The organism is Pseudomonas sp. NPDC079086, from assembly GCF_044542155.1.
Lineage (GTDB): Bacteria > Pseudomonadota > Gammaproteobacteria > Pseudomonadales > Pseudomonadaceae > Aquipseudomonas.
In genome coordinates this window covers 716335-740244 of record NZ_JBITTY010000001.1, presented here as the reverse complement: position 1 = coordinate 740244, position 23910 = coordinate 716335, and the positions used below count along the sequence as shown (strand labels likewise).

Annotated in this window: 25 protein-coding genes and 1 pseudogene; 10 read left to right on the top strand and 16 right to left on the bottom strand. The window is 54.7% G+C overall.

The features are described from left to right. Positions 1-14: 14 nt before the first annotated feature. The 9 genes from ACIGEK_RS03580 to ACIGEK_RS03540 form a co-directional block, all read right to left on the bottom strand. Positions 15-776: a YoaK family protein gene (locus ACIGEK_RS03580; RefSeq protein WP_397491974.1), complete on the bottom strand. Its 762-nt coding sequence runs from the start codon at positions 774-776 to the stop codon at positions 15-17. A 24-nt stretch (positions 777-800) separates the two neighbouring features. Next, on the bottom strand, positions 801-1049 hold the full coding sequence (locus tag ACIGEK_RS03575; protein ID WP_397491973.1) for a hypothetical protein: 249 nt from the start codon (positions 1047-1049) through the stop codon (positions 801-803). A gap of 485 nt (positions 1050-1534) precedes the next feature. Beyond that, positions 1535-1978, bottom strand: coding sequence for a hypothetical protein (locus ACIGEK_RS03570; RefSeq protein WP_397491972.1), 444 nt, complete (start codon positions 1976-1978; stop codon positions 1535-1537). Positions 1979-2923: 945 nt separating this feature from the next. Then, positions 2924-3958, bottom strand: a complete 1035-nt coding sequence (locus tag ACIGEK_RS03565; RefSeq protein ID WP_397491971.1) for a DNA helicase UvrD — start codon at positions 3956-3958, stop codon at positions 2924-2926. Further along, positions 3943-5505 (bottom strand): ATP-dependent nuclease, encoded by a 1563-nt coding sequence (locus tag ACIGEK_RS03560; protein ID WP_397491970.1) that lies wholly within the window; start codon positions 5503-5505, stop codon positions 3943-3945. Before ACIGEK_RS03560 ends, ACIGEK_RS03565 begins: the two co-directional genes overlap by 16 nt. A 214-nt stretch (positions 5506-5719) precedes the next feature. Beyond that, the gene (gene qatD, locus ACIGEK_RS03555) at positions 5720-6484 is read right to left on the bottom strand and encodes a Qat anti-phage system TatD family nuclease QatD (protein WP_397491969.1); all 765 of its coding nucleotides are present in this window, start codon (positions 6482-6484) and stop codon (positions 5720-5722) included. Continuing rightward, the gene (gene qatC, locus ACIGEK_RS03550; protein ID WP_397491968.1) at positions 6481-7746 is read right to left on the bottom strand and encodes a Qat anti-phage system QueC-like protein QatC; all 1266 of its coding nucleotides are present in this window, start codon (positions 7744-7746) and stop codon (positions 6481-6483) included. Before qatC ends, qatD begins: the two co-directional genes overlap by 4 nt. After that, positions 7743-8213 carry a hypothetical protein gene (locus ACIGEK_RS03545; protein WP_397491967.1) on the bottom strand — a complete coding sequence of 157 codons (471 nt, stop codon included), beginning with the start codon at positions 8211-8213 and terminating at the stop codon, positions 7743-7745. The genes qatC and ACIGEK_RS03545 overlap by 4 nt, the downstream gene beginning before the upstream one ends. A gap of 362 nt (positions 8214-8575) precedes the next feature. Continuing rightward, positions 8576-10474, bottom strand: coding sequence for a P-loop NTPase fold protein (locus ACIGEK_RS03540; protein WP_397491966.1), 1899 nt, complete (start codon positions 10472-10474; stop codon positions 8576-8578). 424 nt (positions 10475-10898) lie between these two features. On the opposite strand from ACIGEK_RS03540, the gene ACIGEK_RS03535 reads away from it, so the two are divergent. After that, complete coding sequence (locus ACIGEK_RS03535; protein WP_397491965.1) at positions 10899-11213, top strand: hypothetical protein; 315 nt, start codon at positions 10899-10901, stop codon at positions 11211-11213. Positions 11214-11574: 361 nt separating this feature from the next. After that, on the top strand, positions 11575-11805 hold the full coding sequence (locus ACIGEK_RS03530) for a hypothetical protein (protein WP_397491964.1): 231 nt from the start codon (positions 11575-11577) through the stop codon (positions 11803-11805). A 260-nt stretch (positions 11806-12065) separates the two neighbouring features. Here the strand turns inward: ACIGEK_RS03530 and ACIGEK_RS03525 are convergent, their stop codons facing one another. The 3 genes from ACIGEK_RS03525 to ACIGEK_RS03515 all read right to left on the bottom strand — a co-directional run bounded on the left by ACIGEK_RS03525 (position 12066) and on the right by ACIGEK_RS03515 (position 13732). Continuing rightward, entirely contained in the window at positions 12066-12533 is a 468-nt protein-coding gene (locus tag ACIGEK_RS03525; RefSeq protein WP_090256260.1) for an RES family NAD+ phosphorylase, read from the bottom strand. After that, the gene (locus ACIGEK_RS03520; protein ID WP_244152928.1) at positions 12533-13015 is read right to left on the bottom strand and encodes an antitoxin Xre/MbcA/ParS toxin-binding domain-containing protein; all 483 of its coding nucleotides are present in this window, start codon (positions 13013-13015) and stop codon (positions 12533-12535) included. The genes ACIGEK_RS03525 and ACIGEK_RS03520 overlap by 1 nt, the downstream gene beginning before the upstream one ends. 435 nt (positions 13016-13450) lie before the next feature. Then, a complete protein-coding gene (locus ACIGEK_RS03515) occupies positions 13451-13732 on the bottom strand; it encodes a type II toxin-antitoxin system Phd/YefM family antitoxin (protein WP_397491963.1) in 282 nt (93 codons plus the stop codon). Between the two features lie 161 nt (positions 13733-13893). On the opposite strand from ACIGEK_RS03515, the gene ACIGEK_RS03510 reads away from it, so the two are divergent. Together ACIGEK_RS03510 and ACIGEK_RS03505 are read left to right on the top strand one after the other, a co-directional pair. After that, entirely contained in the window at positions 13894-14079 is a 186-nt protein-coding gene (locus ACIGEK_RS03510; RefSeq protein ID WP_090256262.1) for an antitoxin VbhA family protein, read from the top strand. A 117-nt stretch (positions 14080-14196) separates the two neighbouring features. Then, positions 14197-14360 (top strand): annotated as a pseudogene (locus ACIGEK_RS03505) (IS5/IS1182 family transposase); the annotation flags it as partial. A gap of 5 nt (positions 14361-14365) precedes the next feature. Here ACIGEK_RS03505 and ACIGEK_RS03500 read toward each other — a convergent pair. The 4 genes from ACIGEK_RS03500 to cadR form a co-directional block, all read right to left on the bottom strand. Beyond that, entirely contained in the window at positions 14366-14827 is a 462-nt protein-coding gene (locus ACIGEK_RS03500) for a methyltransferase family protein (protein WP_397491962.1), read from the bottom strand. A gap of 47 nt (positions 14828-14874) precedes the next feature. Next, a complete protein-coding gene (locus tag ACIGEK_RS03495) occupies positions 14875-15519 on the bottom strand; it encodes a thioredoxin domain-containing protein (RefSeq protein ID WP_090256263.1) in 645 nt (214 codons plus the stop codon). After that, on the bottom strand, positions 15516-15953 hold the full coding sequence (locus tag ACIGEK_RS03490) for a disulfide bond formation protein B (RefSeq protein WP_090256264.1): 438 nt from the start codon (positions 15951-15953) through the stop codon (positions 15516-15518). Before ACIGEK_RS03490 ends, ACIGEK_RS03495 begins: the two co-directional genes overlap by 4 nt. Positions 15954-16227: 274 nt before the next feature. After that, on the bottom strand, positions 16228-16680 hold the full coding sequence (cadR, locus tag ACIGEK_RS03485) for a Cd(II)/Pb(II)-responsive transcriptional regulator (RefSeq protein ID WP_090256275.1): 453 nt from the start codon (positions 16678-16680) through the stop codon (positions 16228-16230). A 234-nt stretch (positions 16681-16914) separates the two neighbouring features. On the opposite strand from cadR, the gene ACIGEK_RS03480 reads away from it, so the two are divergent. The 6 genes from ACIGEK_RS03480 (at position 16915) to ACIGEK_RS03455 (ending at position 23893) form a co-directional block, all read left to right on the top strand. After that, positions 16915-19197: a heavy metal translocating P-type ATPase gene (locus tag ACIGEK_RS03480; RefSeq protein WP_397491961.1), complete on the top strand. Its 2283-nt coding sequence runs from the start codon at positions 16915-16917 to the stop codon at positions 19195-19197. Positions 19198-19212: 15 nt separating this feature from the next. After that, positions 19213-19575: a DUF3703 domain-containing protein gene (locus ACIGEK_RS03475; protein WP_397493077.1), complete on the top strand. Its 363-nt coding sequence runs from the start codon at positions 19213-19215 to the stop codon at positions 19573-19575. An 8-nt stretch (positions 19576-19583) separates the two neighbouring features. Next, positions 19584-20060 carry a hypothetical protein gene (locus ACIGEK_RS03470; protein ID WP_397491960.1) on the top strand — a complete coding sequence of 159 codons (477 nt, stop codon included), beginning with the start codon at positions 19584-19586 and terminating at the stop codon, positions 20058-20060. A gap of 604 nt (positions 20061-20664) precedes the next feature. Continuing rightward, positions 20665-21990 carry an OprD family porin gene (locus ACIGEK_RS03465; RefSeq protein WP_397491959.1) on the top strand — a complete coding sequence of 442 codons (1326 nt, stop codon included), beginning with the start codon at positions 20665-20667 and terminating at the stop codon, positions 21988-21990. Between the two features lie 146 nt (positions 21991-22136). Continuing rightward, positions 22137-22415, top strand: coding sequence for a hypothetical protein (locus tag ACIGEK_RS03460; RefSeq protein ID WP_397491958.1), 279 nt, complete (start codon positions 22137-22139; stop codon positions 22413-22415). A 461-nt stretch (positions 22416-22876) separates the two neighbouring features. Beyond that, complete coding sequence (locus ACIGEK_RS03455) at positions 22877-23893, top strand: arsenic resistance protein (protein ID WP_397491957.1); 1017 nt, start codon at positions 22877-22879, stop codon at positions 23891-23893. The last annotated feature ends 17 nt before the right edge of the window (positions 23894-23910 follow it).

The following is a 23910-nucleotide window of genomic DNA, read 5'->3' as shown; positions in this document are numbered from 1 at the left end:
CCAACCGATCGACTTCAGCGACGTAGCGCCCTCCGTGCGAGTAACAGCAGGTCATCCAGCGCCGGCACGCAGGCCAGCAACACCAGCAGCAAGGCCAGCGGCACGGTGGCGATGTACCCCAGGTAGCTGAAACCCAGTGCGCCGATCACCCCACCGAGGAAGAAGTACAGCGCTAACAAGCTGAGCACCCGCAACCGCTGACGGTCGGCCATCACCCGGGCTATTTCAGGCCCGCGCGTGCGATTCCAATAGAACAGCTTGCCCAGCTCGATGCCGATGTCAGTGATGATCCCGGTGATATGCGTGGTGCGGATTTCGGCGTTGGAAAGCTTGGTGATCAGCGCGTTCTGCAGGCCCATGATGAAACACAGCAGCATCACCGTCAGCGGCACAAACAGGCCGGTAATCTGCGCCATTGCCGTGCCCAAAAAGCCAAAACACAGCAGCAACACGGCCTCAAGCAGCAGCGGCAAGGCGTATTCGCTGTGCAGATGCCGCCGCCGTGAGTAATTGATCATCACCGTCGAACACGCCGCGCCAAGAAGAAACGACAGCACCGCGCCGAGGCCACCCCAGACCAGCTCATACGCGCCCAGAGCGATGTTATCGGCCATTGCCGAGACAATGCCGGTCATGTGCGAGGTGTATTGCTGCACGGCAAGAAATCCGCCGGCATTGATCGCCCCGGCAACAAAAGCCAGGGTAAACCCAAGATGCCGGTTGGCAGCCGCACTGCGAGTGCGGCCGGTCAGACTTCTCGCATAACGAATGGGCATTGGGTGACCCTGGTTTACAGCCTGTTAGAGATGAATCTCTGTGCCTTTGATGCCGAGTAAGCGCAACTCTTCGATCAGGTCATTGAGGTCGGCGAAGGACTCCACCTGCTCTTGGTCATCAACCAGAAAGAAGCTGGTGCCCGCGCCCTTCTTCAATAGCACGATCCATTCCCGGGTATTGGCCGGGTTGGCGATGATGTGCGTATCAAAGACCACACCCTGCGCCTGCTTACTTTTTATATCTTCACGTGTGGGATGAAAATAAAGTTTCATCCAATTTAAAGCTTCGTTATCAAGCTTCAAAAATTCTATAAAATACTTATAAACCAATTAGATAGAAATCAATCTGCTGAAGGCCTAGGACGGGGTTGTACCGAGATGGAAATCAGTATGGGACGTTAAAGTATCATCCAATTTGCGGCAAGGCCGTTCGCCATGGCCTAAAATATGGAAATAAAGTTTCATCCTTTTGCCGGAAACACAGTGGTGACGGGGCTTGTAGAGGGAAGCCATTTTTGGCCTCCCTCTACACTTGCCAGCTCTAGTTTCTCAGGGCAACGAAACGGACTAGCTAGCGCAATCTAGCTCCACTATTCGGCCTGCCTCATCCAGATATGCTGGTGGAATCGCAGACTAGGGATAGCAGGATGAGGGGGTAGCCCATCTCTGCGGGTAAGGGTGAGCGTTGCGAAGGAGAGCAGCTCCGCGGCGACGTTCACTCCCTCTGGGCACCAATCGATCTTCTGGAGGAAGCTCAATCACTCCGTTGTTGCTTGCTTCCCTGGATTGAACGCTGGCCAGCGGTCTCCTAGACCACGGACAAGATATCTATTTGTTCGATCCGCTTGGGCCTGAGAAGACTCGTAGTAGTCAGCTTGCTTGTAGGCTATCAGCTCGCTCGCGTATAGCCGGTTAAGCACGGCCGGGATTTGATGCTTCGGCACCCCTGCTTTGGAGGCAATCGTTGTGTAGTTTATCGTCGTGATATTGAAATTCCTGCGGTCTCTGAAGCCCACAATGACGAGATAGACCTTCAGCGAATAAAGCGACAACGCACTGAACTCGAACTCCCTCAGTTTGAGTAGCTTATCTTGCGCACCATCGTAAAAAACCTGCTTAGGCAGCTTGCCGTAGTAAGCGTCCTCCCAACCAGAGAGCTTGAGCTCTGTTCCTTCACGTAAAGGCTTGTCGATCTTCGACACCAGCGCTTCGCTAACAAGCCGTTTGAGAGCTCGAGCTACCAACGGCCTAGACATTCCCGATAGAGCTATCAGCTGAGGGTAGGTCGTCGACAGCGACCCGGTATTGAAGTCCGCACGCATACACAAGCAGAGGAAAAGCTTAAGAGCTGCCAGGCTGCAATTCTGCAGTGGGCGCGAGATCGGGGCCTCTCTATCCGCCCGATTCCCCAATGCAACCAGCCCCCCCTCTTGGATCCATTTGATGGGGAGCCGTGCAAACCTCGGGAGATCAGCCTTCATCCCTATCTCCTATTCCATGCAATCACTACTACGGCAATCGTCAGTACGAGAACGCAGCAGAGGGCCAAGTTAAGAGGGTTGGCAGTAAGAGCAGTAGCTACTGCTTTGAAGAACATATCCATAATTTTGAGCCTCGTAGAAAATTACGAAGCTATCTTTTACCGACAAGACGCTACCTATCTAGATGATCCATTACCTATAAAAGCTCATGAAACCCAGTGTTTTCGAGGCTTTCGTATGATCCTGATTAGTTCATTCTAGCCTGATTCAAATTGCTTCGTATCGGCTAAAATGAATCAAATTGGTATCTTTGATTGAGGTCGATATGGTTGGAATTGTAGAGAGCGACCTGCCCTTTCGAATCAGAGAAGCTAACTCGGTGGCCTTCGCCCGGAAGCTCCAAAGCGGTGGCTACATCTTGCAGATCATGTCGCAACTTGAGACTTATGAGTTACAGCGGCAACGAGGTGGTCCTCGCGTATTCAAAACCCTTGAGCCGCTTGTTGGTCTACTTACCAAGCTGGGGGTGGCAGAATTCGCCATCCTGCTAGATGGTGCGCCAGTGAACTCTCCTGCTGCCCCGCCGTGGGAAAGATCGCCACATTTATCCAGGCCAAGCTTTAGGCTCGATAGATCGCCGTTCTGAAGGTGCTACCGCGATTCAGATCAGCTGGACTTGAAGGCCCTGAAGTACTTTTCGTGAGCTAGATAGATATCTCCTCGCGCACGAGAGCAGGCCACGTAGAGCTTGTTACGAGTCTTGGCAGGCAGACCTTCAAAGCTGCCTCGAAGATAGAGCTTCCAGTTTCTGTCGCTCAGTACAACGCACACATCCTGGAAGTGATCCATGCCTTTGCTCGCTCCCCAATTGAATGCATGGCATCCGTACTTGTAGCTCTCCTGGTAGAAGAGCTTCACCACATCCGGATTGGCATGGATGGCATCAGCATGAGCTTGTGTATCCACAGGAACAATCGCCGTTTCATCGTCCCTGTGTGAGCCGATATTGATCTGAAGTTGGGTCGTGATGAAGTCGCACACAGTTGTCCCACACCGCCAGCTGTGGCTCAAGGTTTCCTTGTCGACCTGAACGCCAGCGTCACTAAAACGACGCTCGTAGCGCTGAATGTTGTCATGCAACGTGCGGTTGGTGGGACCATCTCGGCTAGTGTCGAAAGTGTGCTGATAGAAGTCGCCAACCAACAGGATGTCTACCTGGGCAGGCATCAGGGCGAGCAAAAGATCGAAGTCGTGACCCGCGAAATCTTGGACCTCATCAATAAAAAGCTGGTCGTAGAAGCGCTCAATTCGAGCAATGAGCCGAGGGACCGTCCCCATGACCTGCAGCAGCTTGGCCAGGCGGTTGTGGAATAGATACCCCTTACCGTCCTTGTAGTACTCGATCTCAGTACGAGCAATCGCCCGCGTGTGAGCAGGTGGCGTTCTGAAGTTCAGCCCGCGCGTACCCAAAGCCAGCTCAAGCTGCGGTCTGTAGCAGAAGCCGTTAAGGAACCCAAAGTAGGTAAACAGGGAGATGTTGGATGGCACACATCCGAATTTTCGGATGATGCTGCGCTGCAGGTGGGCGTAGTTGTTCTCTGTGTAGGTGATGATCAATGCACGCTGGTCTAGGGTCAGGCGCTCGATAAGCGTCGTGGTTTTGCCAGAACCTGCAACTGCAAACATCACGCCCTTAGCCACGCGATTGCCTCCGCAATGTAGCCAGGAACAACCAGCTCATCCGCCTTCTTGTCCAGCAACTCAAATGCTGCTTCTGCTTTGTTCGCCAGCATGTATTGCTGAGGAGTAAGGGCTCTTCGCCCTGGAGCAAACAACTCGTCACAGATGGCCGTGTTGTCGGCATACAGACCTATTTCAAAGGTACTGCGCTGGTTGTCAGCATCAGCAAAGATCCTGGCATGCTCGGTCACTAGGTCAGCGTAGTTCTCAACACAGTTTTCCTCGTAGCGGCCATCGTTATCTCTTATCGCTGCAACCTTGATGTTCAACAGCGCAGCAAGCTCCAAATATCGCTTGAAGCTGGTACCACCGATGGAAATCACATGGACATCGTCTTCGGCAGGAAGGAGCCCCGTCAGCTTCGTGTAAAAAGCCTCGAGGAGGATGAACTCCGCATCGCCCTCGACCAGAATCACCCTGCGGGACAGGGCGAACTCAAGAACATTGTTGTCAGGGGCCTTCATAAAGAAGGCGGCTGTATCGTCGGACAGCTGTCTGAGTGTGCCACTACGCTGACCTGGCCCGAGCAATAACGCATTGCGCAGATCAAGGCGAGAGCAGATGTGGCTGCTATGGGTCGCGATGAAGAGTTGAGTTCCGTCTTTCTTGGAGAGCTCGTTGACCAACCGCTTCATCAAGGTATGGCTTAGATGGTTTTCAGGTTCTTCAAGCAGCATGACATCAAAGCCAGCTTGGGCCCGACGCGTGTTGAGAGCGAAGCTCGTCTTGATGAAGCACTGCCGCCCCTTGCCTCGATGCTCCAGAGCAATACCGTCCTCTGAAATCACTAGGTCGGTTTCGAGATTTGAGCGAGCGCCTGAGCGAACCTCAAACTGGAAGCCCCCTAGTTCTCCGTTAAGCCCAGCCAGATGGTTGTCCTTGAAGTTCGACTTCCCCATGCGATAAGCATTTTCCAGCTGATATCGAGCCTCAACCGGGGCGTGGAAGTGGAACACAGAGCGGGTGTATTCCCGGGCAGCGTAGTCGCTGTCAATGCGGGAACTGTCTAACAGGAGGTGGCGAACTGGTCGGTTAAAGCTCGCATAAGGGTTTCGGGCAAAGGTCTGGAACCTCACCGCGTAGTATTCGAATGGAAAATTACGGCCAGGCTGAGCAAGCACTGCCCGGATCTCCGCACCGTAGTCATGCACCGGCTCGATCGCCAGCCGAATACCATCCGTCTCCAGGCCGGCCAGATTTCCCACGCCGTAGAGGCCTTCGTCTTGGCCTTCAGCCAGGAACACATCGATGACGAGCGTCGGCAGTTGGTCGATGCCACGCGGCCCATCAAGAAACGCCTCGATGACAGGCTTGCAAAACAAGGCCTCAAAACCGAGGTTCTCGACTCTATTTCGACTGCCGCTTAATGCTAGGTCCAGAGCAAGAAGCACAGAACTTTTGCCTGTCTCGTTATCACCGATCAGCACGTTATGGCGCTGATCAAAATCCAGATCCAGCCGCCTAAACTGCTTGAAGTTTTGAAGCATCAGCTTGCGGATTGTGGACATAGCGGCTCCTTGCTAACCTGGCAGTGGCATCTTAGGAAATGAGCATAAGGGTCAATGCACGAGCCTGAAACGCTGCAGCTCAATTGCATCTCCGTGCGCATTCGTCTGAGCGTTCATGCTTTTGTGCAAAGACTTCAGGTTTTTCATGAACATCAGAATCACCTTAATACAGTGAAAGGTTGGGCCGGCCAGCTCGGCACCTAGATACTTGGAGTTATTGGGTGGCGATGCGTGCTGAAGCTTTGCTACCCATCTGGCTAAGAAGAGCCTTGGCGTTGCTCAACAACTGGTGCCGAACCTCTAGCGGTGGCAGTGCCCAAGCCTCGCTCAGCAGATTGACGGTAATGTCGAAATCCCAGGGCATCACCGGACGCCCTTCCAACTGCGCGAAAGGCCCATCGCTTTCAGGAAGGACCCTATCTTTCGGAAGCTTCTTGGCTAGCGCCCTCCCAGCCACTGAATGGAAAGCTGCGGGGCCAATACTAAACCAGCAGCCTTGCCCAGCAGCGACCTTGAGCTCTGGTGCCGTACCGGTGAACCAATGCAGCACCGGGATGCCGTGATCAGGGAACTCACTGAGTAGCGCCAACACGTCTGAAACCGCCTGCCTCGAGTGGATGCTGAGCGCACGCCCCCCCAAGTCATGGCATCGCTTCACGGCAGTAGCGAAAACTTGCTTCTGCTTTAGGTAGCTAGATGCGTACCTCTTAGAGCCATCCAAACCGATTTCACCGACAGCAATGGTGCCATCAATCAACTCTGTGAGGAGGTCCAATTCATGGAAGCGCTCACCGACGATTTCAGGGTGAAGGCCCGGGCTGATCAGCATTGATTCGTGGTGGCCAAGCACCGAGCTCGTTGCCTGGAAAGCCTTCGGGCTCGTGGTTACTAGCCACGTGAATGCATTTCTGCTCAGGGTCTCGGCATGTACGTCCCTAGGTTTTGGGTAGAGATCTACATGGCAATGGAAGTCGATCAAAGCAGTTGGTCCTGAACAAGAACAGCTTCCAGCTCAGCAAGCCCCTGCTGCAGGACTCGACGATAGGCCGGACGCTCCTCAATAGAAGCAAAGGCCAGTGTGCCGCCCAGAAATCGATCCAACCCTCTCTGCTTGGCATCGAGTACAGCCAGAGCCACTGCCATCGGATCATCCGGGCTGCCTGACTTATCGCTACCTACTACTGACGGAAAGCGATAGTTGGTTTGATCAGTCCCCGGCCCCCATGCCAGGAAAGCTGCTCGTCGGATCAGACAAGGCACACAACGGCCACAGTGCTGGCGATTATAAGTCCTGAAGCGCCCGCAGCTTGTGGAGTCCGAAGCCAGCTCTCTCAACCTCTCCTGATCGAGGCAGCCCCGCATCATCTCGCCTTTGGTCTGGAAACGATAAGGCAGTATCAACTCAACAGATATCCCGAGTTCATCAAGCACGCTTTGAAGCGTGCCGATGAAAAGCGGATGGGTCGTGCGCGTGCTAAGGCTCGAGACTCGGCCGGGGACCAGTGGAGGGTTGATGCAGATAAACCCGTTTTCAGGGATGTAGATTTGCGGCCTGGGCAGATTGATCTTCGTCGAGGCGAGCACGGCAAACGCATAGAAGGCCAAGGATCGAGCACGAGTCGAAGCCTCACGTGCCCCTTTGAAGCTGATGCCATGGCTCCATTGGCAATGCGAGCCAGCGCCCGCAAGCAACCCTGCATAGTCCCGCTGCCGTGCCGAGTCCTTATGCGCAAGCTGGGAAACGAACAGAGGACGTCTTTTTTCCGCGGCCAAATTGATGCCGCCAATCAGACTATCGAGCCCACCTGATAGCAAAGACACGCAGTCGTCCTGGAGATAGGCACCATCGCCATCAGGCGGCTCAACCCCTGCGTCGTTGAAAATGAGAGTCCAATAGTCGCCAGTTAAAACCTTGAGCATTTCCTCAAGGCGATGCTTGAGAGGAACCCATCGTAGCGGTTCGCAAAGACCCACTGTGAGCTGGATCGTACGGGTCCACCCATCTGCACTGGTGCTTCTTGGACTGGCCAGGTCAGCACTACAGACTGCGAGACAAAACTGAACGAAGTCCCAAACTGCTGGTGATGGACGGAACCCTGTTCTCTTCAATGACCCATGCCAGCGGTTGGCAATTGCGCCAACACCATTACGATTCGCTCCCTTGAAGTACGAGAACACTCGCTCGCCTGCTTGTAGCTGCTGTGGGATCCTTTCCGCTTTGGAGCACAAAACCTTATTCATTCGGCAAACACCTGCAACGCGGATTGGAGGATTGACTGAGCCAAAATCTTCGGATCCGCATGCGAAGCTTTCTTCTCCCCCATGACGACCCGTACTTCCGCCCAGACCCATTCCCTTATGTCAGCTCGGCGCTCTTGGATCAGTGCCGGATCATGCACGAGTTTTTCGTAAGTCTGCCCGAGCTGCATATCGATGCGCTGGCAGATTTGGATAGCGATTGTCAGCCCCATCACTTCGGCGATCTGCTCATCAGTGGGAGCCAAAATATCTATATCCGGATGATTCTCGTAGAGCTTGGCTAACGCCTCTGCGCCGGCGTCACGCAACGAGTCTTCGTCAATGCTGCCCGATCCGGAAAAAACCTCCTTCAGGACCTCAAGCGCCAAGTCAGAAGCGGAAAGATTGGCCGATCGGCAACGCGCTACCCAGTCCGTCACTCGCTGGTCGGTGCCATCGCGAGCAGCCATCAGAAACTGACCTAGGGCCCCAGCTCCTCTGGCGGTGCTTCGCATGGTTGAAGCAGCACGGCTTGCTCCACCCATCCCCTTCGAGACCATGCTCCTAGTCGCGCCCCGAAGATCATCGCGACTGCCATTTCCGAGGTAAGAGCCCATTTGCGAGCGCGCAGGACCAAAGCGACGGCCCGGGGCTATAACATTCTCGGGGGCCGCGGGCGCTTCGCCAGCAGCAGCTCCTTCAGCTCCCCCCTGGTCAGAGCCAGGTTCGGCTCCGCCTCCGGCGCTACTGGGGGCCGCTCCAACTGGAGAAAGCCATTCTGGATCAAAAGGAGAGCCTGCACGGCCGCCACTGCTGGATGTTGAAGTACCCATCAGCGCTTCGCCCCTAGCTGCTCAATCGCCCTTTTAGTTGGAGCAGATAGCTCGTTTAGACCCTTCCAACGCTCCAAGACCTCGCGCGCCCATTTATGGGTACCTAGGGTTGGAATAAAGCCGGGGCCGACTAGCTTTAGAGGCGCTTGCTCCAACAGGCTGGCTGCCCTTTTCCCAAGATGAGGGAATACCTTGCAGCACTCGACGAGCATCACAGTGTCTTCGTTACGCTTCCAGTTGCGCACAGTGGCGCAGCCCTGCCACGCCTTGATCATTGCCAGCTCAGTCTGATCAGGCCCAACTTTATTCATAAGGTCCGTGAGGGATTGATGGCCACTTCTTGCTGTCTTCAGCGCATCACGAAGTTTGCGTGAGTCAGGCGTCATGTTGTCATTACCGAAGTCACGAGTACCCGAGTCACGGCTCAGGTGTAGCAGTGGACGGAGATCTTCAGTGCCGAGTGAAGGAGGCAATTGGAGCCATTGTCTAGTGAAGGGGTTGTCCTTAAAGGGGTCAGGCAATCCAGTTTGGCTAACGGCCGCACCCTCCGCGTCAGCAAGGATCGGCACTCGACCGTCATTGTCTGAATGGACTTGACTAGCAATCGCCTCTGCAAGCGATTCATCACAGCGCTCAAGAAGGTGCCATTTCGCCAATGCCGCGATATCTAGCTTGATCCCCTGCGGCGCAGAAAGGGCCTCACGCAGATAAACCGTGTTTAGGAAGCGCTTCATAAGCCGGGGGTTGGCATTGACTGCCGACGAGCCGTGAAGAAGTGAAGCCAACCCTTCGGCGAGGTTCATTAAGCTTCGAAGTGCTTCGTCTGTTCCGACTAGATCGTGGAGAAATTCTTGGTTGATCGTCTCGCCTTTCCAACTGTTTCGCAGCCTCTCGGGAATGAGCTTGAGCGCGCTTTCGAATTGGTGGCGAGAGAAAGAACCAGCATTGGCCTCTCGCTCGAGCAAGAGCAGTACCAGATAGGCTTTCGCCTCATTCAGGCCGAGTCGCGGGACGTGGAGCGGGATCTGGATGAGCTTGTCAAAGTAGTTTGTAGCGACGTCGCTCGAGATTCCTGCTCCATCGAAATGAACTTTTACAGCTGCTTTGATGAAATCGTTATCAGCCGCAACGACAAATGCACTACGGCGCAGGAACAGCAGCAGACGAATGGACTCGAGCGTTGAAATTGCGGTTTGCGGAAGGCATCGATCCAAGTCATCGACGAATATCACCAGGGTGATTTCGAGCTCCGCGAGAAGGCTTTCCAGGGTATCTCGGAAGGCTTGAATCTGCGCCGGCATGGAGAACGGTTCGCTCGGCTTCAGCAAACCATCAGCCACCGACGCGATCCCTTCAGAATCTACATCTACCTCACCTGGTTTTTCCTTCGAGGAGAAAAGGCTAGTGATGTTATTGAACGTTTTTCCAAGGGCACCGACTGGAATCCCTGTCGTTAATGTCAGAGCGGCTTCACCACTCAGCTGGGCAATTCTGAGGAGGTTGATGCGACGCCATAGCTCAACTGCCTTATCCGCTATGGTCTCGTTGTCCTTAGCAAGTCGAACAATCTCATCGCCTACGATCTGAAGCAGAGCACTGCGAGCAGACTCAAAATCTTGGTACAGCCATGGATTGAAAGTCAGAACGACGAAGGTATTGGCTGACTTGTCGCCCTCATCAAATTCAGCTTTGGGTGGAGTCTTCAGTCGAGCCGCAATCATCTTGACCAAAGACGACTTACCAGCCCCCCATCCGCCGGATACACCAATGGAAATTGGCTCGCCATTAGCCCGCGTCAGCATGCTCGCGCATGCATCAGCCACTACACCGAAATTCAGATAATCAATCGCTGTTTCGTTGTCATGCCACATGGCTGAAAATCCGTTTTCAATGATCAAGGGATGTCGGCAACCGCTACGCTAGCCGGAGTAATTACAAATTGCCATCTTAGATTTTGGGGCATTTCCCTAGGAGTTTGCAGTTAGCCTTTGGTCACACCAACCGAGCAGGGCTCGCTGCGCGAAGTGTTATTCATAGTGACACTGCATGGGATACCGTCAGCTTGCGATGCATAAACGAAACCATCGCTAGATAAGCCATTTTTCTAGCTCTGGGCCATCTACTTTGGGGTACCTAAGCGATCCCGCTCCTGCTCCCATTGATCATTGTAAAGAACTACTTCGGCAGAGAACCCAGGCTGGGTGAAACCAGTGCTGAGTTCTGCAGCTGATCTCGGGGACACGCACCCCACCGAAAGCTCCTGAAGGAGTATCGTGTGCAAGATGAATGAAGGCGTACATGCGCCCTGGTGGGAGGCTCTCAATGAAAATCACCGCTACGGAACAGACCGAGTCGGTCAGTGATGTCCTATGCGACGTTTGTGGGGATAGCACGCGTGTTGAAGGGTATGGATTGCAATTTGGCACTCTTCGCGCCAGCTGGGGCGATGGCTCGATTCATGATGGCGAGCGCTATGAGATCCATCTATGCGAGCCCTGCTTTTTCAGAACGCTTTTAGGCCTCAGGCGTGAGCGAATGGTGAACTTCATGTTCAGTGATGAGGACCAAGACCTCAGTGATTTTGGGCGCGTTGCGCGCAATGATGGTTTCAATAAAGACGGAAACTTGGCAACCTGAGTCCCGGCTGAGGCAGCATCCCAAGTCTAGCCTGCGTGTCACCTAGAACTGCGAGATCAACGTCAGCGAGGGCGGCGTATGAAGCGTTTTCTCCTGGGAGAGCACGAGGTAAAAGGGCGCTGCTTCCCGAGAGCATGGATGCACGCTTAGCGCTTTCAGCCCAATACTCGGGGGTCAAGCGCACTCAACGTTGAAGTTCAGGTCTGCACCCGCCTGCAAGCCTTGGAGCCTTGGAGCCTTGGAGCCTGTGAGCATTGTCATGAACGATAAAATAGTACAAAGCCTTTAGGTGTAGCGTGCGTGCCAGCAAGCCCGCAGTGCACCATGTTGATCGGGCCGTTTTGCCAGTACAGGAGAAGTAATGAAGCGCGAAAAAGTGAAAGTCCGAATTGACGAAGGTGTGGTTTTTGATACCCAAATCATGGCCAACCCGGCAAATACCCGCGAATGGATCGTAATGTTCAAGAAGGATGCAGGCCGCAGTTTCTTTTTGATAGATGATCAGGATGAGATCGACTCTTTTACCGACCTCGATAGCTTGATCAACGAGCTACGCAAACTCGGTATCCGTCGTACGGAGATTCATCTGTAACCCCACTTGGGCTAGCCGGTCATCCGGATGCGGTAATCCTATCTCGCGACAAGCAAGAAAAAGCGCTTGGTTGGTGCCCTTCAATTCTCGTGAAACCAGACCCCAGCAATATCTACGCAATTGCGCCCATCTGACCAGTCAGTTGCATTTGCGCTGACCACTGATTGCATACGGCTTGACCAATAGACTGTATCGCTAGACAGTCAGAAAGTGGCCTGTCGTAAATGGCTACAACCCTCGTCGGCAACGCCAAACTTACTCTAAGGTCGAACCGAAAATAGGCGCTGGTCGTAGGCGAAGTCGAGCACGTCGATAATCCGAACCTCGGCTATCGCCGGGTGGCGCGGATTGAGCATGATGTTGCGGTCGAGGGGCATTACCGCCGAAGGGACGATCAAGCCCAGCTGCTCATTGCGGGCAAGCCATGCCGTGCCATAGCCCATGCTTGGGCGATCTGCTGGCAGAGAGGCCCAACCCGCAGGCAACAGGTTCAAGGCGGGCTCAAGGTAGAGGTCAGGGCGATCCGGTAGTTCGAGGACGGTAATTTTCATGGGAATCTCCGGCCTCCGGGTCTGATGCACGAAGGTTTCCAGACAGCAGGTGGAGGGTGACAAGCCGAGGTACACAGCTGGCACCTCGGCATCATTCCAGCGTCCGCCCTCAATTGCCGCCCCTTTCCCAGAAAGGTCATGAGCGCGACTTGCCTTGGAGATTCGCCATGCCCGCATCAGGCCACACCGCCCCACTCAATGGCATGCAACACCCGGCGCACCTGGCGTGCCCCCAGCTCGGTCTCGCAAAGCGAGAGAGGCGTTTTTCCCCCGAGGGCATCATTGGGAGATGACATCCAGGTGCCCGCGACTACTTTATCTTCAAAAACTTCCTCTGCAAGAACGGCAACCTGAGCCAGACGGTCGATGCGCTCGGAGACAACTGAGTCGAGAGGGGCCTTGCTCTTGATCCGGCGCTCAACCGTTGAGTTCGAGGAATTAGCTAGTAGTGCCAAGGCTGGATTGGTGAGGTTGAATGTTCTTTTGACCTCTATCAGCCAGACAGCCTCAAAACCGGAGTTGATCCGGCGAAGCCGTTCTTGCTCGGTTTGAGCACTGAGGCTATGAGCCATTCTCCAAAAGCTGTGGGCAAGAGCCCCGGTACCTAAGGAGCGTTTTTTGAGTGCTTTAGCTTCTGCTTCCATTTGATATTCAGCCAAATGACGTTTCTCGTTCCTTCAGATGATAGCACGCGCTCGGCACCACTTTTCTGTCCCCAGAACTATGGATAATGCTTATCCCCTCAGCCACTTCGACAGCAGGCTGCCGTTGAAGCTACTTTTTCAACAGAATCGGCCGGCGGCTGTCAGTCGAGAGCTTCCGCTTTTGGCCTTAGCCGTACGTCAGGAAAGCGAGTATCCTCATACTGTTCGCTCCGAGAATTAGTTGGCACCCAGCCTCCCCTTGGAGACACCCGAAAGCCCACCCACTATGGGTGGGCTTTTCTATTTGTGCGACCCCATCGGCCTGCCTGTAACACATCCGCCAGCTTCTCTCGAATGGCTTTCAGTGCTCGTCGAGCCTCGGTAGTACCAAGTTGCTTGAGGTCGTTATCAACTTCAGGGGGTAGCTCGACTCTCCAGTTTATCTCTCGATTACCTGAAGCGAGCCTCCATTTCTTCTAGACTCACCAATTTGCTGTCGTCAAGACTGCTCAGGCGCTCTGAGGCCAACATTTCAATGCGAAGGTCTTCGAGCTCGTCCTGCATGGCTTGAAAGGCTTCAATGCCCATCAGCACTGCGGCTGGCTCGTTGTCCTTAAAGACAACCAGGTGAGATTGCTCCCCGCTGGTGACACTCTTTAGATTTGCGCCAAAATTTCTGGCCATCGCCGTGGCAGACACCGCCTGATCAGCTCGTGCTAGGAGTACGGTCATTGAGATCCCTTGCCCCTGGTTACAGGGCGCGATGATTACGGGCATCAACAAAATACCCGGGACGGCTAGGCTTGGTGACGCTGCTGGTCTTCGGCTAGCCATAGATCTTGTTCCTGAAGCGTCTACCCGTATAAAGTCCGCTTACCTTTTTGGTGATCTCGATGATGCCAGCACTCAAAGAAACGCAACGTCGCTCCCACGTGGCCCATGTCCAGGCCACCAACAACCTTGCGGGCGCTCGCATGAGCTCTTACATGTCCTCGAAAATGGCTGACTATGTGAAGGGCCGCATTTCCTCGGCTGAACTTGTAGCCGCCGCAAAAGCTCGCTACGGAATCCATGACTGAGTAAGTCAATCCCTTCTACACCATGGCCTTCACGGCCCTCTCTATGGCCCAGGCTGTGTAAAACGTTGGCACCGACCTTGCTGTGATTTGATGGATTCAAATCAGCGTGGGATGCCGATGAAGCGTTTCATCCAAGGGGAGTATCGGGGCCAAAGCGCGCTGCTTCCCGAGAGCCTGGATGACTATGTGGCGGACACCAACCCGGTACGGGTAGTCGATTTTTCGTCGATGAACTCGACCTTGGCCAGCTGGGCTTCGATGGTGTCGTCCCGGCTGAAAGCCAATGTTAGAGCCAGCGGCGAACCTGGGTTTGATAAACCGAATACTCGCTGCCGAACAGAGATATCAGAGCACGCTCCTCGGGCCTGATCTGGAAGCGATTCATATACAGCACAAACCCCAGTACCCCAAACAAGGCAAATGGCGAGGCCAAGTAGCAGGCCCAGGCCAGCAGCAACAGGGCAAAGCCGACGTACATCGGGTTGCGTGAGTATTGATAGATACCCGAGCGCACCAGTGCCGATGCGGTTTCAGGCTTCAGCGGATTGACGGTGGTCTGCGCCTGCCTAAACGACAGGACGCCGGCCACGCTGAAGCAAACGCCAACGGCCACCACTAGCAGCGCCACCAGTACCCGCACTGAGTGCGCCAGGTCGAGGCCCGGCACATAGCGGGCGGCCAGCCACATCAACAACCCGAACAGAGCGGTCACAACTGGCGGGGGTATCTTGTTTTCCAGTGCTCGCATAAAAACTCCCGATAAAGCAGCCACGGTGTTTGTGCCAGTCTTTGTGTTTAGCGTACCTTTTGCAGTTCGCTCTGTACCAACTCCAGCAGAGGCTCAGGCCCGAACTTCGTCAGCAGCTTGCCGTTGACGAAGAAGGTGGGCGTACCTTGAATTCCGACTTTCTTAACGTCCGCTGCGTCTTTGGCCAGGATCGCGTCGATTTCGGGCGAGTTCATCGTTGCGCGGGCCTTCTCGACATCCAGGCCAACTGCTGCTGCTGCCTCCCAGGCTTTCTGCGCTTGCGCGTCGTCATGCCACAGTGGCTGGGCCTCCAGCACGGCTGCCAGCACAGGCTCGTAAAGCCCCTGTATGCGCGCAGTCTCCAGCAGGCGAACGGCCTCTTCCGAGCCTTTATGGAACAGTACATAGCGCACGACCAGGCGCACGTCCTGCGGGTATTGCGCCATGATTTGCTTCACGTAGGGGAAGAACGCCCGGCAGCTCTCACACGAAGGGTCGAAGAACTCGACGATGGTGACCGGTGCGTTGATCGGCCCAAGGGTTGGCGAGTGGAAACGCACCAAGGAGCTGCTCGCCTGAGTGACTGCCTGAGTCTCCTGGGGCGCGGAAAACCGCTGGTAGAGCACTGCGGCGGCGATAAATCCGGCAATGGTCACAGCGCTGATGGTCAGCACGAGGGCGCGTCTATTCATACAAGGGTTCTCCGGCGAATCAGGGCAAGAAGCATGACGATGGCGGTGAAAACCACCAGGGAAAGCAGCGGCAGCGGCACGCTACCGAAGATCAGCATGTCGGCCCCGGAACAGGAGGTTCCGGCGCTACACGGTTTTAGGTCTTCCGGGATCACCCCTATAAACAGCAGACAATGGTACAGGGCGATCACCCAGCCGATAACGGCCAGGGGCAAGGCGTACAGCCAAACGGAGAAGTCGGCGCGGTAGCAGGCGATAGTCAGCATCACTGCCAGAGGGAACATGAAAATCCGCTGGAACCAGCACAACACGCACGGGGTTTTGCCCATGACTTCGCCGATAAATAAGGCGGCCACGGTTGCGGCCACGGCCAGCAGCCACGCGGCGAGTAATAAACTCCAGGGATTGGCGGAGGGATGCACCTGCTCATTCATGCTTATCTACTCGTCCTTTTCCTTGGTTGGGGATGGCACGTTAGCGAGCCTACAGCAGCTGTCGATTGGCTTTGTGTTACAGCATGCGTCCTGCGCAGGCACTGGCTGACAGGCAGTGATCGATCCGGTTGGTGTTGCGACTAGGGGAGCACAGCAACTATCGACCTTGGCGGTTAATCTTGATGACGGATCTCTCATTAAAGCCGGACTGGCAACTCCAACTTGAATCGCATCGGGATTTCTAAACACGTTCCACGCTGTTCTGAGGCGATGGTCAATGACGGTGGCTTTTCCCGACATGGGTGTGGCCATCGTCCGGAAGCGCACTGACACCGCCAGTGGTATTCAGGCGCTGGAGGATTCCACACTCATCTACGCCACGCTCAGAGGAACAGCGGTGTCGTAACTCAATCAGCTGTTGTTGCAGCGCCAACAGGCTGGTCACGCGTGCTTGCACATGCTCAATGTGCTCATCCACTAAGCTATTTACACCCTCACAGTTTTCCTCTGGCCGATCCATCAGCGCCAGCAGGCTTCTGATCTCGTCCAGGGTCATGTCCAGCGTTCGGCAGTTGCGAATGAACGTAAGCCGCTCAAGGTGCTCACTGCTGTAAAGGCGGTAATTACCCTCGCTGCGAGCCGGAGCCGGCAACAGCCCCTCGCGCTCGTAATAGCGAACCGTTTCAACTTGGCAATCGGCAAACTTGGCCAGCTCTCCAATTTTCATGAATACCTCTTCGACAAACGCTTGACCCTGTAGTGGCTTCAGGGTGTTCACTCTGCACAACTGATCAATGAGGATACCCCCATGGCTGGCTGCTGCAGTGATGAACACAAACCTGAAGCGGTTTCAAAGGATGTCTGCTGTGACCCCAATGAGGCGATTAAGTGCTCCTCCGCTACAGCCTCAACGGTAAATGCCCTAGCTGGCTCCAGGCTCAGCAGCTTTCGCATTGCGCAAATGGACTGCCCTACCGAACAGTCGCTGATTCAGGACAAGCTGAGCAAGCTCGCTGGCATAGATAAGCTCGACTTCAACCTGATCAATCGGACTCTTGGGGTATGGCACAACTTGCCGTCGACCGCACCCATCGAGGCGGCGATCTCGTCCCTGGGAATGCAGGCAGAACCGCTATCTACTGAAGGGCAAGCCCGCATCAAAATCGAACAGATGGACTGCCCAACGGAAGAAAAGCTGATCCGCGACAAGCTGTCCTCACTCCCTGGCATCAGCGAGTTGGAATTCAACCTGATTCAGCGCGTACTGACGATTCGCCACACAGCAGATGCACTGCCAACAGCACTGGCCGCTATTCGCGACCTTGGTTTCACGCCAGTGGTTGAAGGGGCAGCGACATCAGACGAAGGCACGCAAGGAACCCCGCGCAAGAAGGCCTGGTGGCCTTTGGCGCTATCGGGTGTGGCTGCTGTATCGGCTGAAGTGATCCACTTTGCCGAGCTTGCTCCGGAGTGGGTTGTGGCTGGCGTGGCGCTGCTCGCCATCCTGCTGTGCGGCCTGACGACTTATAAGAAGGGCTGGATCGCGCTGAAGAACCGCAACCTGAACATCAATGCGCTGATGAGTATCGCGGTGACCGGTGCGGTGCTGATTGGGCAATGGCCAGAAGCGGCCATGGTCATGTTCCTCTTTTCTGTCGCCGAGTTGATCGAAGCGAAGTCGCTGGATCGGGCGCGCAATGCCATCCGCGGCCTGATGGATCTGACCCCTGAGCGCGCCACGGTGCAGCAGATCGATGGTACATGGCTTGAAGTTGACGTTAAAACCATCGCCGTAGGCGCATTGGTCAGGGTAAGACCGGGCGAACGAATCGGTCTCGACGGCGAGGTTACTTCCGGCAACTCCACCATCAACCAAGCGCCCATCACGGGGGAAAGCCTGCCCGTAGAGAAAATCATTGGCGACCCGGTTTTTGCAGGAACCATCAACGAAGCCGGCTCCCTGGAGTACCGCGTCCTAGCCGCCGCTGCCAACACCACGCTGGCACGTATCATTCACGCGGTCGAAGAGGCGCAGGGGTCACGTGCGCCGACCCAGCGCTTTGTCGATCAATTCGCCAAGGTATACACCCCTGTCGTATTCCTATTCGCCCTAGCTATCGCCATTGTGCCGCCACTCTTCATGGCCGAGCCCTGGTACGACTGGATCTACCGCGCCCTGGTGCTGCTGGTTGTCGCCTGCCCTTGCGCCTTGGTCATCTCGACGCCCGTCACCATTGTCAGTGGCCTGGCAGCAGCGGCGCGTAAAGGCATCCTAGTCAAAGGCGGCGTCTATCTGGAAATCGGCGGCAAGCTTGGCTTCCTGGCACTCGACAAGACCGGAACCATTACTCATGGCAAGCCGGTACAGACCGATTACATGCCGCTGGTTGAACAGGACTCAGAACGCTACCGCACCCATGCCGCCAGCCTCGCCAGTCGGTCTGACCACCCGGTTTCGCAGGCAATAGCCAAGCATGCCACTGAGAATGGCCTGACGTTTGCTGCCGTTGAGGGGTTCGAAGCACTGCTGGGTCGAGGTGTGCGAGGCACCATCGACGGTATGGATTTCCACCTGGGTAACCACCGTATGGTGGAAGAGCTTGGTCTTTGCTCATCCGAGCTGGAAGCGACACTTGAACGTCTCGAACGCCAAGGCAAAACCGTGGTGGTGCTGTGCAATCCACAGCGGCCCGTTGCCCTGTTCGCGGTTGCCGATACCGTCAAAGACTCAAGCCGTCAGGCAATCGATGAACTTCACGCACTTGGCGTGAAGACTACAATGCTGACCGGCGATAACCCGCACACCGCAGATGCGATTGCACAGCAGGTAGGCATCGACGAGGCACGCGGCAACCTTCTGCCAGTCGACAAATTGCAGGCTATTGAAGCATTGCAGGCGCGCGGCTACGTTGTAGGGATGGTCGGCGATGGCATCAACGATGCGCCGGCGCTGGCGAAGTCTGAAATTGGATTCGCCATGGCCGCCGCAGGCACAGACACCGCCATCGAAACTGCCGATGTAGCCTTGATGGATGATGACCTACGCAAGATCCCGGCCTTCATTCGCCTGTCCCAACAGACCGCCGCAATCCTCAAGCAGAACATCGTGCTGGCGTTAGGGATCAAGGCCCTGTTTCTCGCCATTACCCTAACGGGGCAGGCGACAATGTGGATGGCCGTCTTTGCCGACATGGGCGTCAGCCTGTTGGTGGTGTTCAACGGCCTGCGCCTTCTTAAAAAATAGACGGGAGGATTGCAGATGAAAGTAGCGTTACAACTCGCAATTGAACAAGCCTTTCAACAGGCCCGGCAGGCCATACAGGAACAGCGCAGCACAGATGCCTTTCAATGGCTGGAACGCACGCACATCCTGACCCAACGCCACCCGGTGCTGCATGCTAGGTCACACTGGCTGATGCTCAAGCTCGGCTGGCAGACTGGCGACTACCGGGAGGTTGCGGGGCAAATACCGCGTATTTTCGCAGCCCTGCTGTTCTCCAAAATTTGGGTGCCCATCGGCAATACAGGCCGTTCTAGGATTAGTGCCTTCAAGCCCATGCCGGTTCCCGAAGAGCTTCAGTCCTTGCTTGCCAACGACGAGCAAACCCCATCCAGTCGGTGATTGCGCCCATGCAAATTAATCTCTCGACCCAGCTTCAGTGCTCACTGGCAGAGGTGGTAGCCCAGGTGCGCACGCCTCGCTTGCTGCGCCAGGTTGCATCACCGTTACTGAGTTTCAGCCCGCTGACTCCCGCTGAGTTTCCAAGCACCTGGAGCGAGGGCACTTACTGGGTCAGGCTGAAGCTATTCGGCGTACTCCCACTTGGGCGTCAGGCGATTGTGATCAGCTACCCGCAGGCGGAAAACGCTCAGACATTTATGCTCAGAGACAACGGCTACAGCCCACTGATTAGCAAGTGGGATCACCTGATTACGGCACAAGAGGTTAGCGGCGGAACGCTTTACCGAGATCGCGTGACCATCGAGGCGGGCATCCTCACTCCGGCCGTCTGGCTTTTTGCGCGACTGTTCTACGCCCACCGTCAGCGTCGCTGGGCAACCCTGGCGGCAAATGGGTTTAACTACGGAAACTCTCAGCCGCTGTAGTAATCGCCCCTTGCTAGGTTCTTGGCCGCATCAACCAACTCTTCGTCTGGTAAGCGCTGAGCCCATGGCTATTCACACCCATGCGGTCACAGTTCCATGCACCATTACTGCCATGAGCTGGAATATACGCAGTGCGCCTGCCAGCTCCAGCTCGTCAGCGAAATGCTGGCTTACACGGCGGGAGTGAGCAGCATGCCCGAATCACGCAAGGTGATTCGGGTGGACGCTTACGAGCATCCAAACAAGATCAACCGGCGTCACCCCAGTCGGCTTGTCACATCAGCCCGGCGCTATCGATCTATTTGAGTGAACCGTCCGATGAGCTGGCAGTCGTGATCATTCGGCCTGATCAACGCTGGAGCTCTTTCGACCTACCCGTCGGACTCTTTTGAAAATCTGCATTTAAATGTCGCTTTAAGACAACTTTTATTGCCGCCTTGTGAAGATTACAGAATTGTAATTTTCCAATCATCTTCAAGTTATCTTCAGCTTGCAAGGATAGGGCTCAGCTCCCCAAAGGCGCAGAGCGCTTGAGGGTGCAATACCTATAAGAACGCCATGGCGAAAACTAGACTAATAACTGCCAATTATAAAGGAGCAATAAATGCTTAATAAAACCAAACTATCCCTTGCAGTATTTTCGGCGATTGTCAGTGCAGCTCCGCTCATGGCGGCCGCAGAAGAGCAAGCCGAAGGTTTTGTAGAAGGTAGCAGTTTCAATATTCTCAACCGTAACTTCTACATGAACCGTGACTTTCGTAAAGGTCAGTCGAGCAGCACTGACAATGGTTATACTGAAGCCTGGGCACACGGGATCATTGGCCAGTTCGAGTCGGGCTTTACCCAAGGCACCGTAGGTTTCGGTATTGATGCCTTCGCCATGCTCGGCCTTAAACTGGATACCGGGGATGGTCGATATGGCCCAGGTGGTACTGTTAATCTGCTGCCTGTAAATAGTGATGGTGAAGCTGAAGACAATTACTCCAAAGTGGGTGGTGCAGTAAAAGCCCGGCTATTCGATACTGTTGTCAAAGTGGGTGATGTGTTCCCCATGACGCCAGTAGTTCACTACGGTGACTCCCGCCTGCTACCGGAAAGCTTTCGCGGCGTTACGGTTGAGAACACCAGCTTTGATGGTTTGACCCTTCAGGGTGGTCGCCTGCATGCCATGAGCCAGCCGCAGGTCAGCACCATGCGTGATGAATTCGCAACCTTCTATGCGGGCTCTGTCGCGTCGCCATGGGTTGCCTATTTCGGCGGTGACTATTCGCTGAATGACAACCTGAGCTTTAGTCTCTATAGCAGCCAACTCAAGGATGCTTGGAAGCAGCACTATGCCGGTACGTCCTTCACCTACCCGCTGACCGACAGTGTTTCCTTGTTCGGTGGTTTGAACTACTACAAAGCTGTCGATGACGGCCAACAGCTGCTGGGTGAGTTCAATAACGACATTTACAGCGGCAAAGTGGGTGTGCAGTTCGGTGCACACAGCATTGCCTTGTCGCACCAGCGTAACAACGGCGACGACGATTTCGACTACCTGCGCCAGTCTGATTCCATCTTCCTCGACAACTCGATTCAGTACAGCGACTTCAATTCGCCGAAAGAGAAGTCTTGGATGCTGCGCTACGACCTGGATATGGCCAGCTATGGCGTTCCTGGACTGACCTTCATGACGCGCTATGCGCTGGGTACAGATGCGGACTACTCCGACGCCAACAATGTGTATATGCGTCGTGATGCCGATGGCAACCCGCTGACCGATCAAAAGCGCTGGGAGCGCAACATCGAAGCCAAGTACGTCGTACAAACTGGCTCGCTGAAAGACATGTCCTTCCGCGTTCGCCAGATGACTACCCGCGCAACAGATTACGAGTCGGATCTGGACGAGGTTCGTCTGATCGTCGAATACCCACTGAGCGTGCTCTAAAAATGGATGGGCGGGCGGGCTCTAAAAGCCCTGCCCGCTCATGCATAACAAGTGGACAGTTATTAGATATCAAGAATGTAATGTTGAGCTCACGCTGCTGTTAGCTTCACCCCCGTAGAATTCACTCGAACTTGCAGAACTTGTCCATGAACCTCGACAAGCTACTAATTGAATTTTACGAGGCCTGCCTTATGAAGATTTTGAAAGCTCTAGTTATTGGATCGGTACTTCTTGTCGGCTCCACACAGACTTATGCAGAAGATGGCTATGATCGCTCAATGAAAGCTCAGGAAAAATTTCGAGCAGATCAAAAACGAATTCACGGAACTGAGCCTTCTGCCAAACCGGCGGACGAACTAAAGGTTAAGACCAGCAACCAAGATCGGGCCAATACCGATATTAAAAAAGAAACCAACGCTGACTAACCGCCCACTTCCGAACGATGTTCACCTCTAGAAGCTCCCGAGCTCCTTTGGAAAGAGGTGTACCCTAAGCGCCCTTCGGGGCGCTTTTTTTATTTGATTTTTAATAATAAAAAAGACTCACTTGGAATATAAACCTCCAAGCTAGAAAACTAACTCTACTCTTCCGCAAGTCATTCATATCTGCAACAAGCCATCGCTGTCAGCGTGTAGCAAGAAGGGCAAAATGATACCGGTGCAGGCCTTTAGATTGATCTGCCTGATATCTGCAAAGGCACTGGCTATCACCCCGATGCTAGAACACGGTGTCATTTGAATACCGCGCCCTTGCACCGTCAGCAGATACCTACTCAATAGCCAGACGCCGTGCCCATCTCAATTTTTCATGATTCAGGCCATCCAAGAGTATCGCCACGCTCTCTGCTACCTAATGTAGGCTGAAGCTTTTACTCCTTGAGGATGCTATGAGTAGGGATGCGCTTGAACAAAACCAGATACCGATCTATTTCGTTGCGGTCATTGCAGCGGCAATCGGTGGGTTAATAGCTCCTGCAGCTGCGCAGAGCCTGAACGCATTAGTGACCCCGACTATCGCCGTGCTGATGTACGCGATGTTCCTGCAAATCCCCTTTCTTGATTTCCGCGAGAGTCTTAGCAACAAACGCTTCATGTCTGCCTTGCTGATCGCCAATTTTGTACTGATTCCACTGTTGGTGTGGGCACTCACCAGAGGGCTCGCAGAACACCCGGCAGTACTAATCGGCGCTCTTCTGGTTTTGCTCACTCCGTGTATCGACTACGTGGTGGTCTTTACTCACATTGGCAAAGGCGACTCGCGCGCGGTCCTTGCGGCAACCCCTATCCTCTTGCTGTTGCAACTTGTGCTGTTGCCTGTGTATTTGGCTTTTATGCTAGGGGAGCAATCCCAAGTCGTTATCTCGATAGCGCCTTTCGCTGAAGCCTTTCTCGCACTGATTGTCGTGCCTTTATTGCTCGCGGTGGCTACAGCAGCCTTGGCTAAGCGCTCGCGGATCGTAGGTCGCTGGAACACCGTATGGGCATGGATGCCAGTCCCTGCGATGGCGGCAGTTCTCATTGCGGTGGTTGGGTCGCAAATCTCGCCGGTGGTACGTGATATCGACCAGCTTTTACCGGTGATCCCGGTGTATATCGGTTTCATGCTTTTGGCCCCCGTAGTGGGCGCACTCGCTTCAAGAGCTTATAAACTGCCCGCCTCGACGGCGAGAGCGGTTACTTTCAGTACCGCCACACGTAACTCGTTGGTGGTTCTTCCGCTGGCCCTGGCATTACCTGAAGAAATACGAGGGCTTGCAGCCGCAGCGGTCATCACCCAGACGCTGGTTGAGTTGGTGGGTGAGCTTGTCTACATCCGGGCAGTGCCGATTCTCATTTGGCGTAAAAAAGCCGCTGAGGACGTTACAGGCACAGTCATCGCCCACATCGAGCGGTATTTACGGTAAGCAAAAAGCCCCGCTCA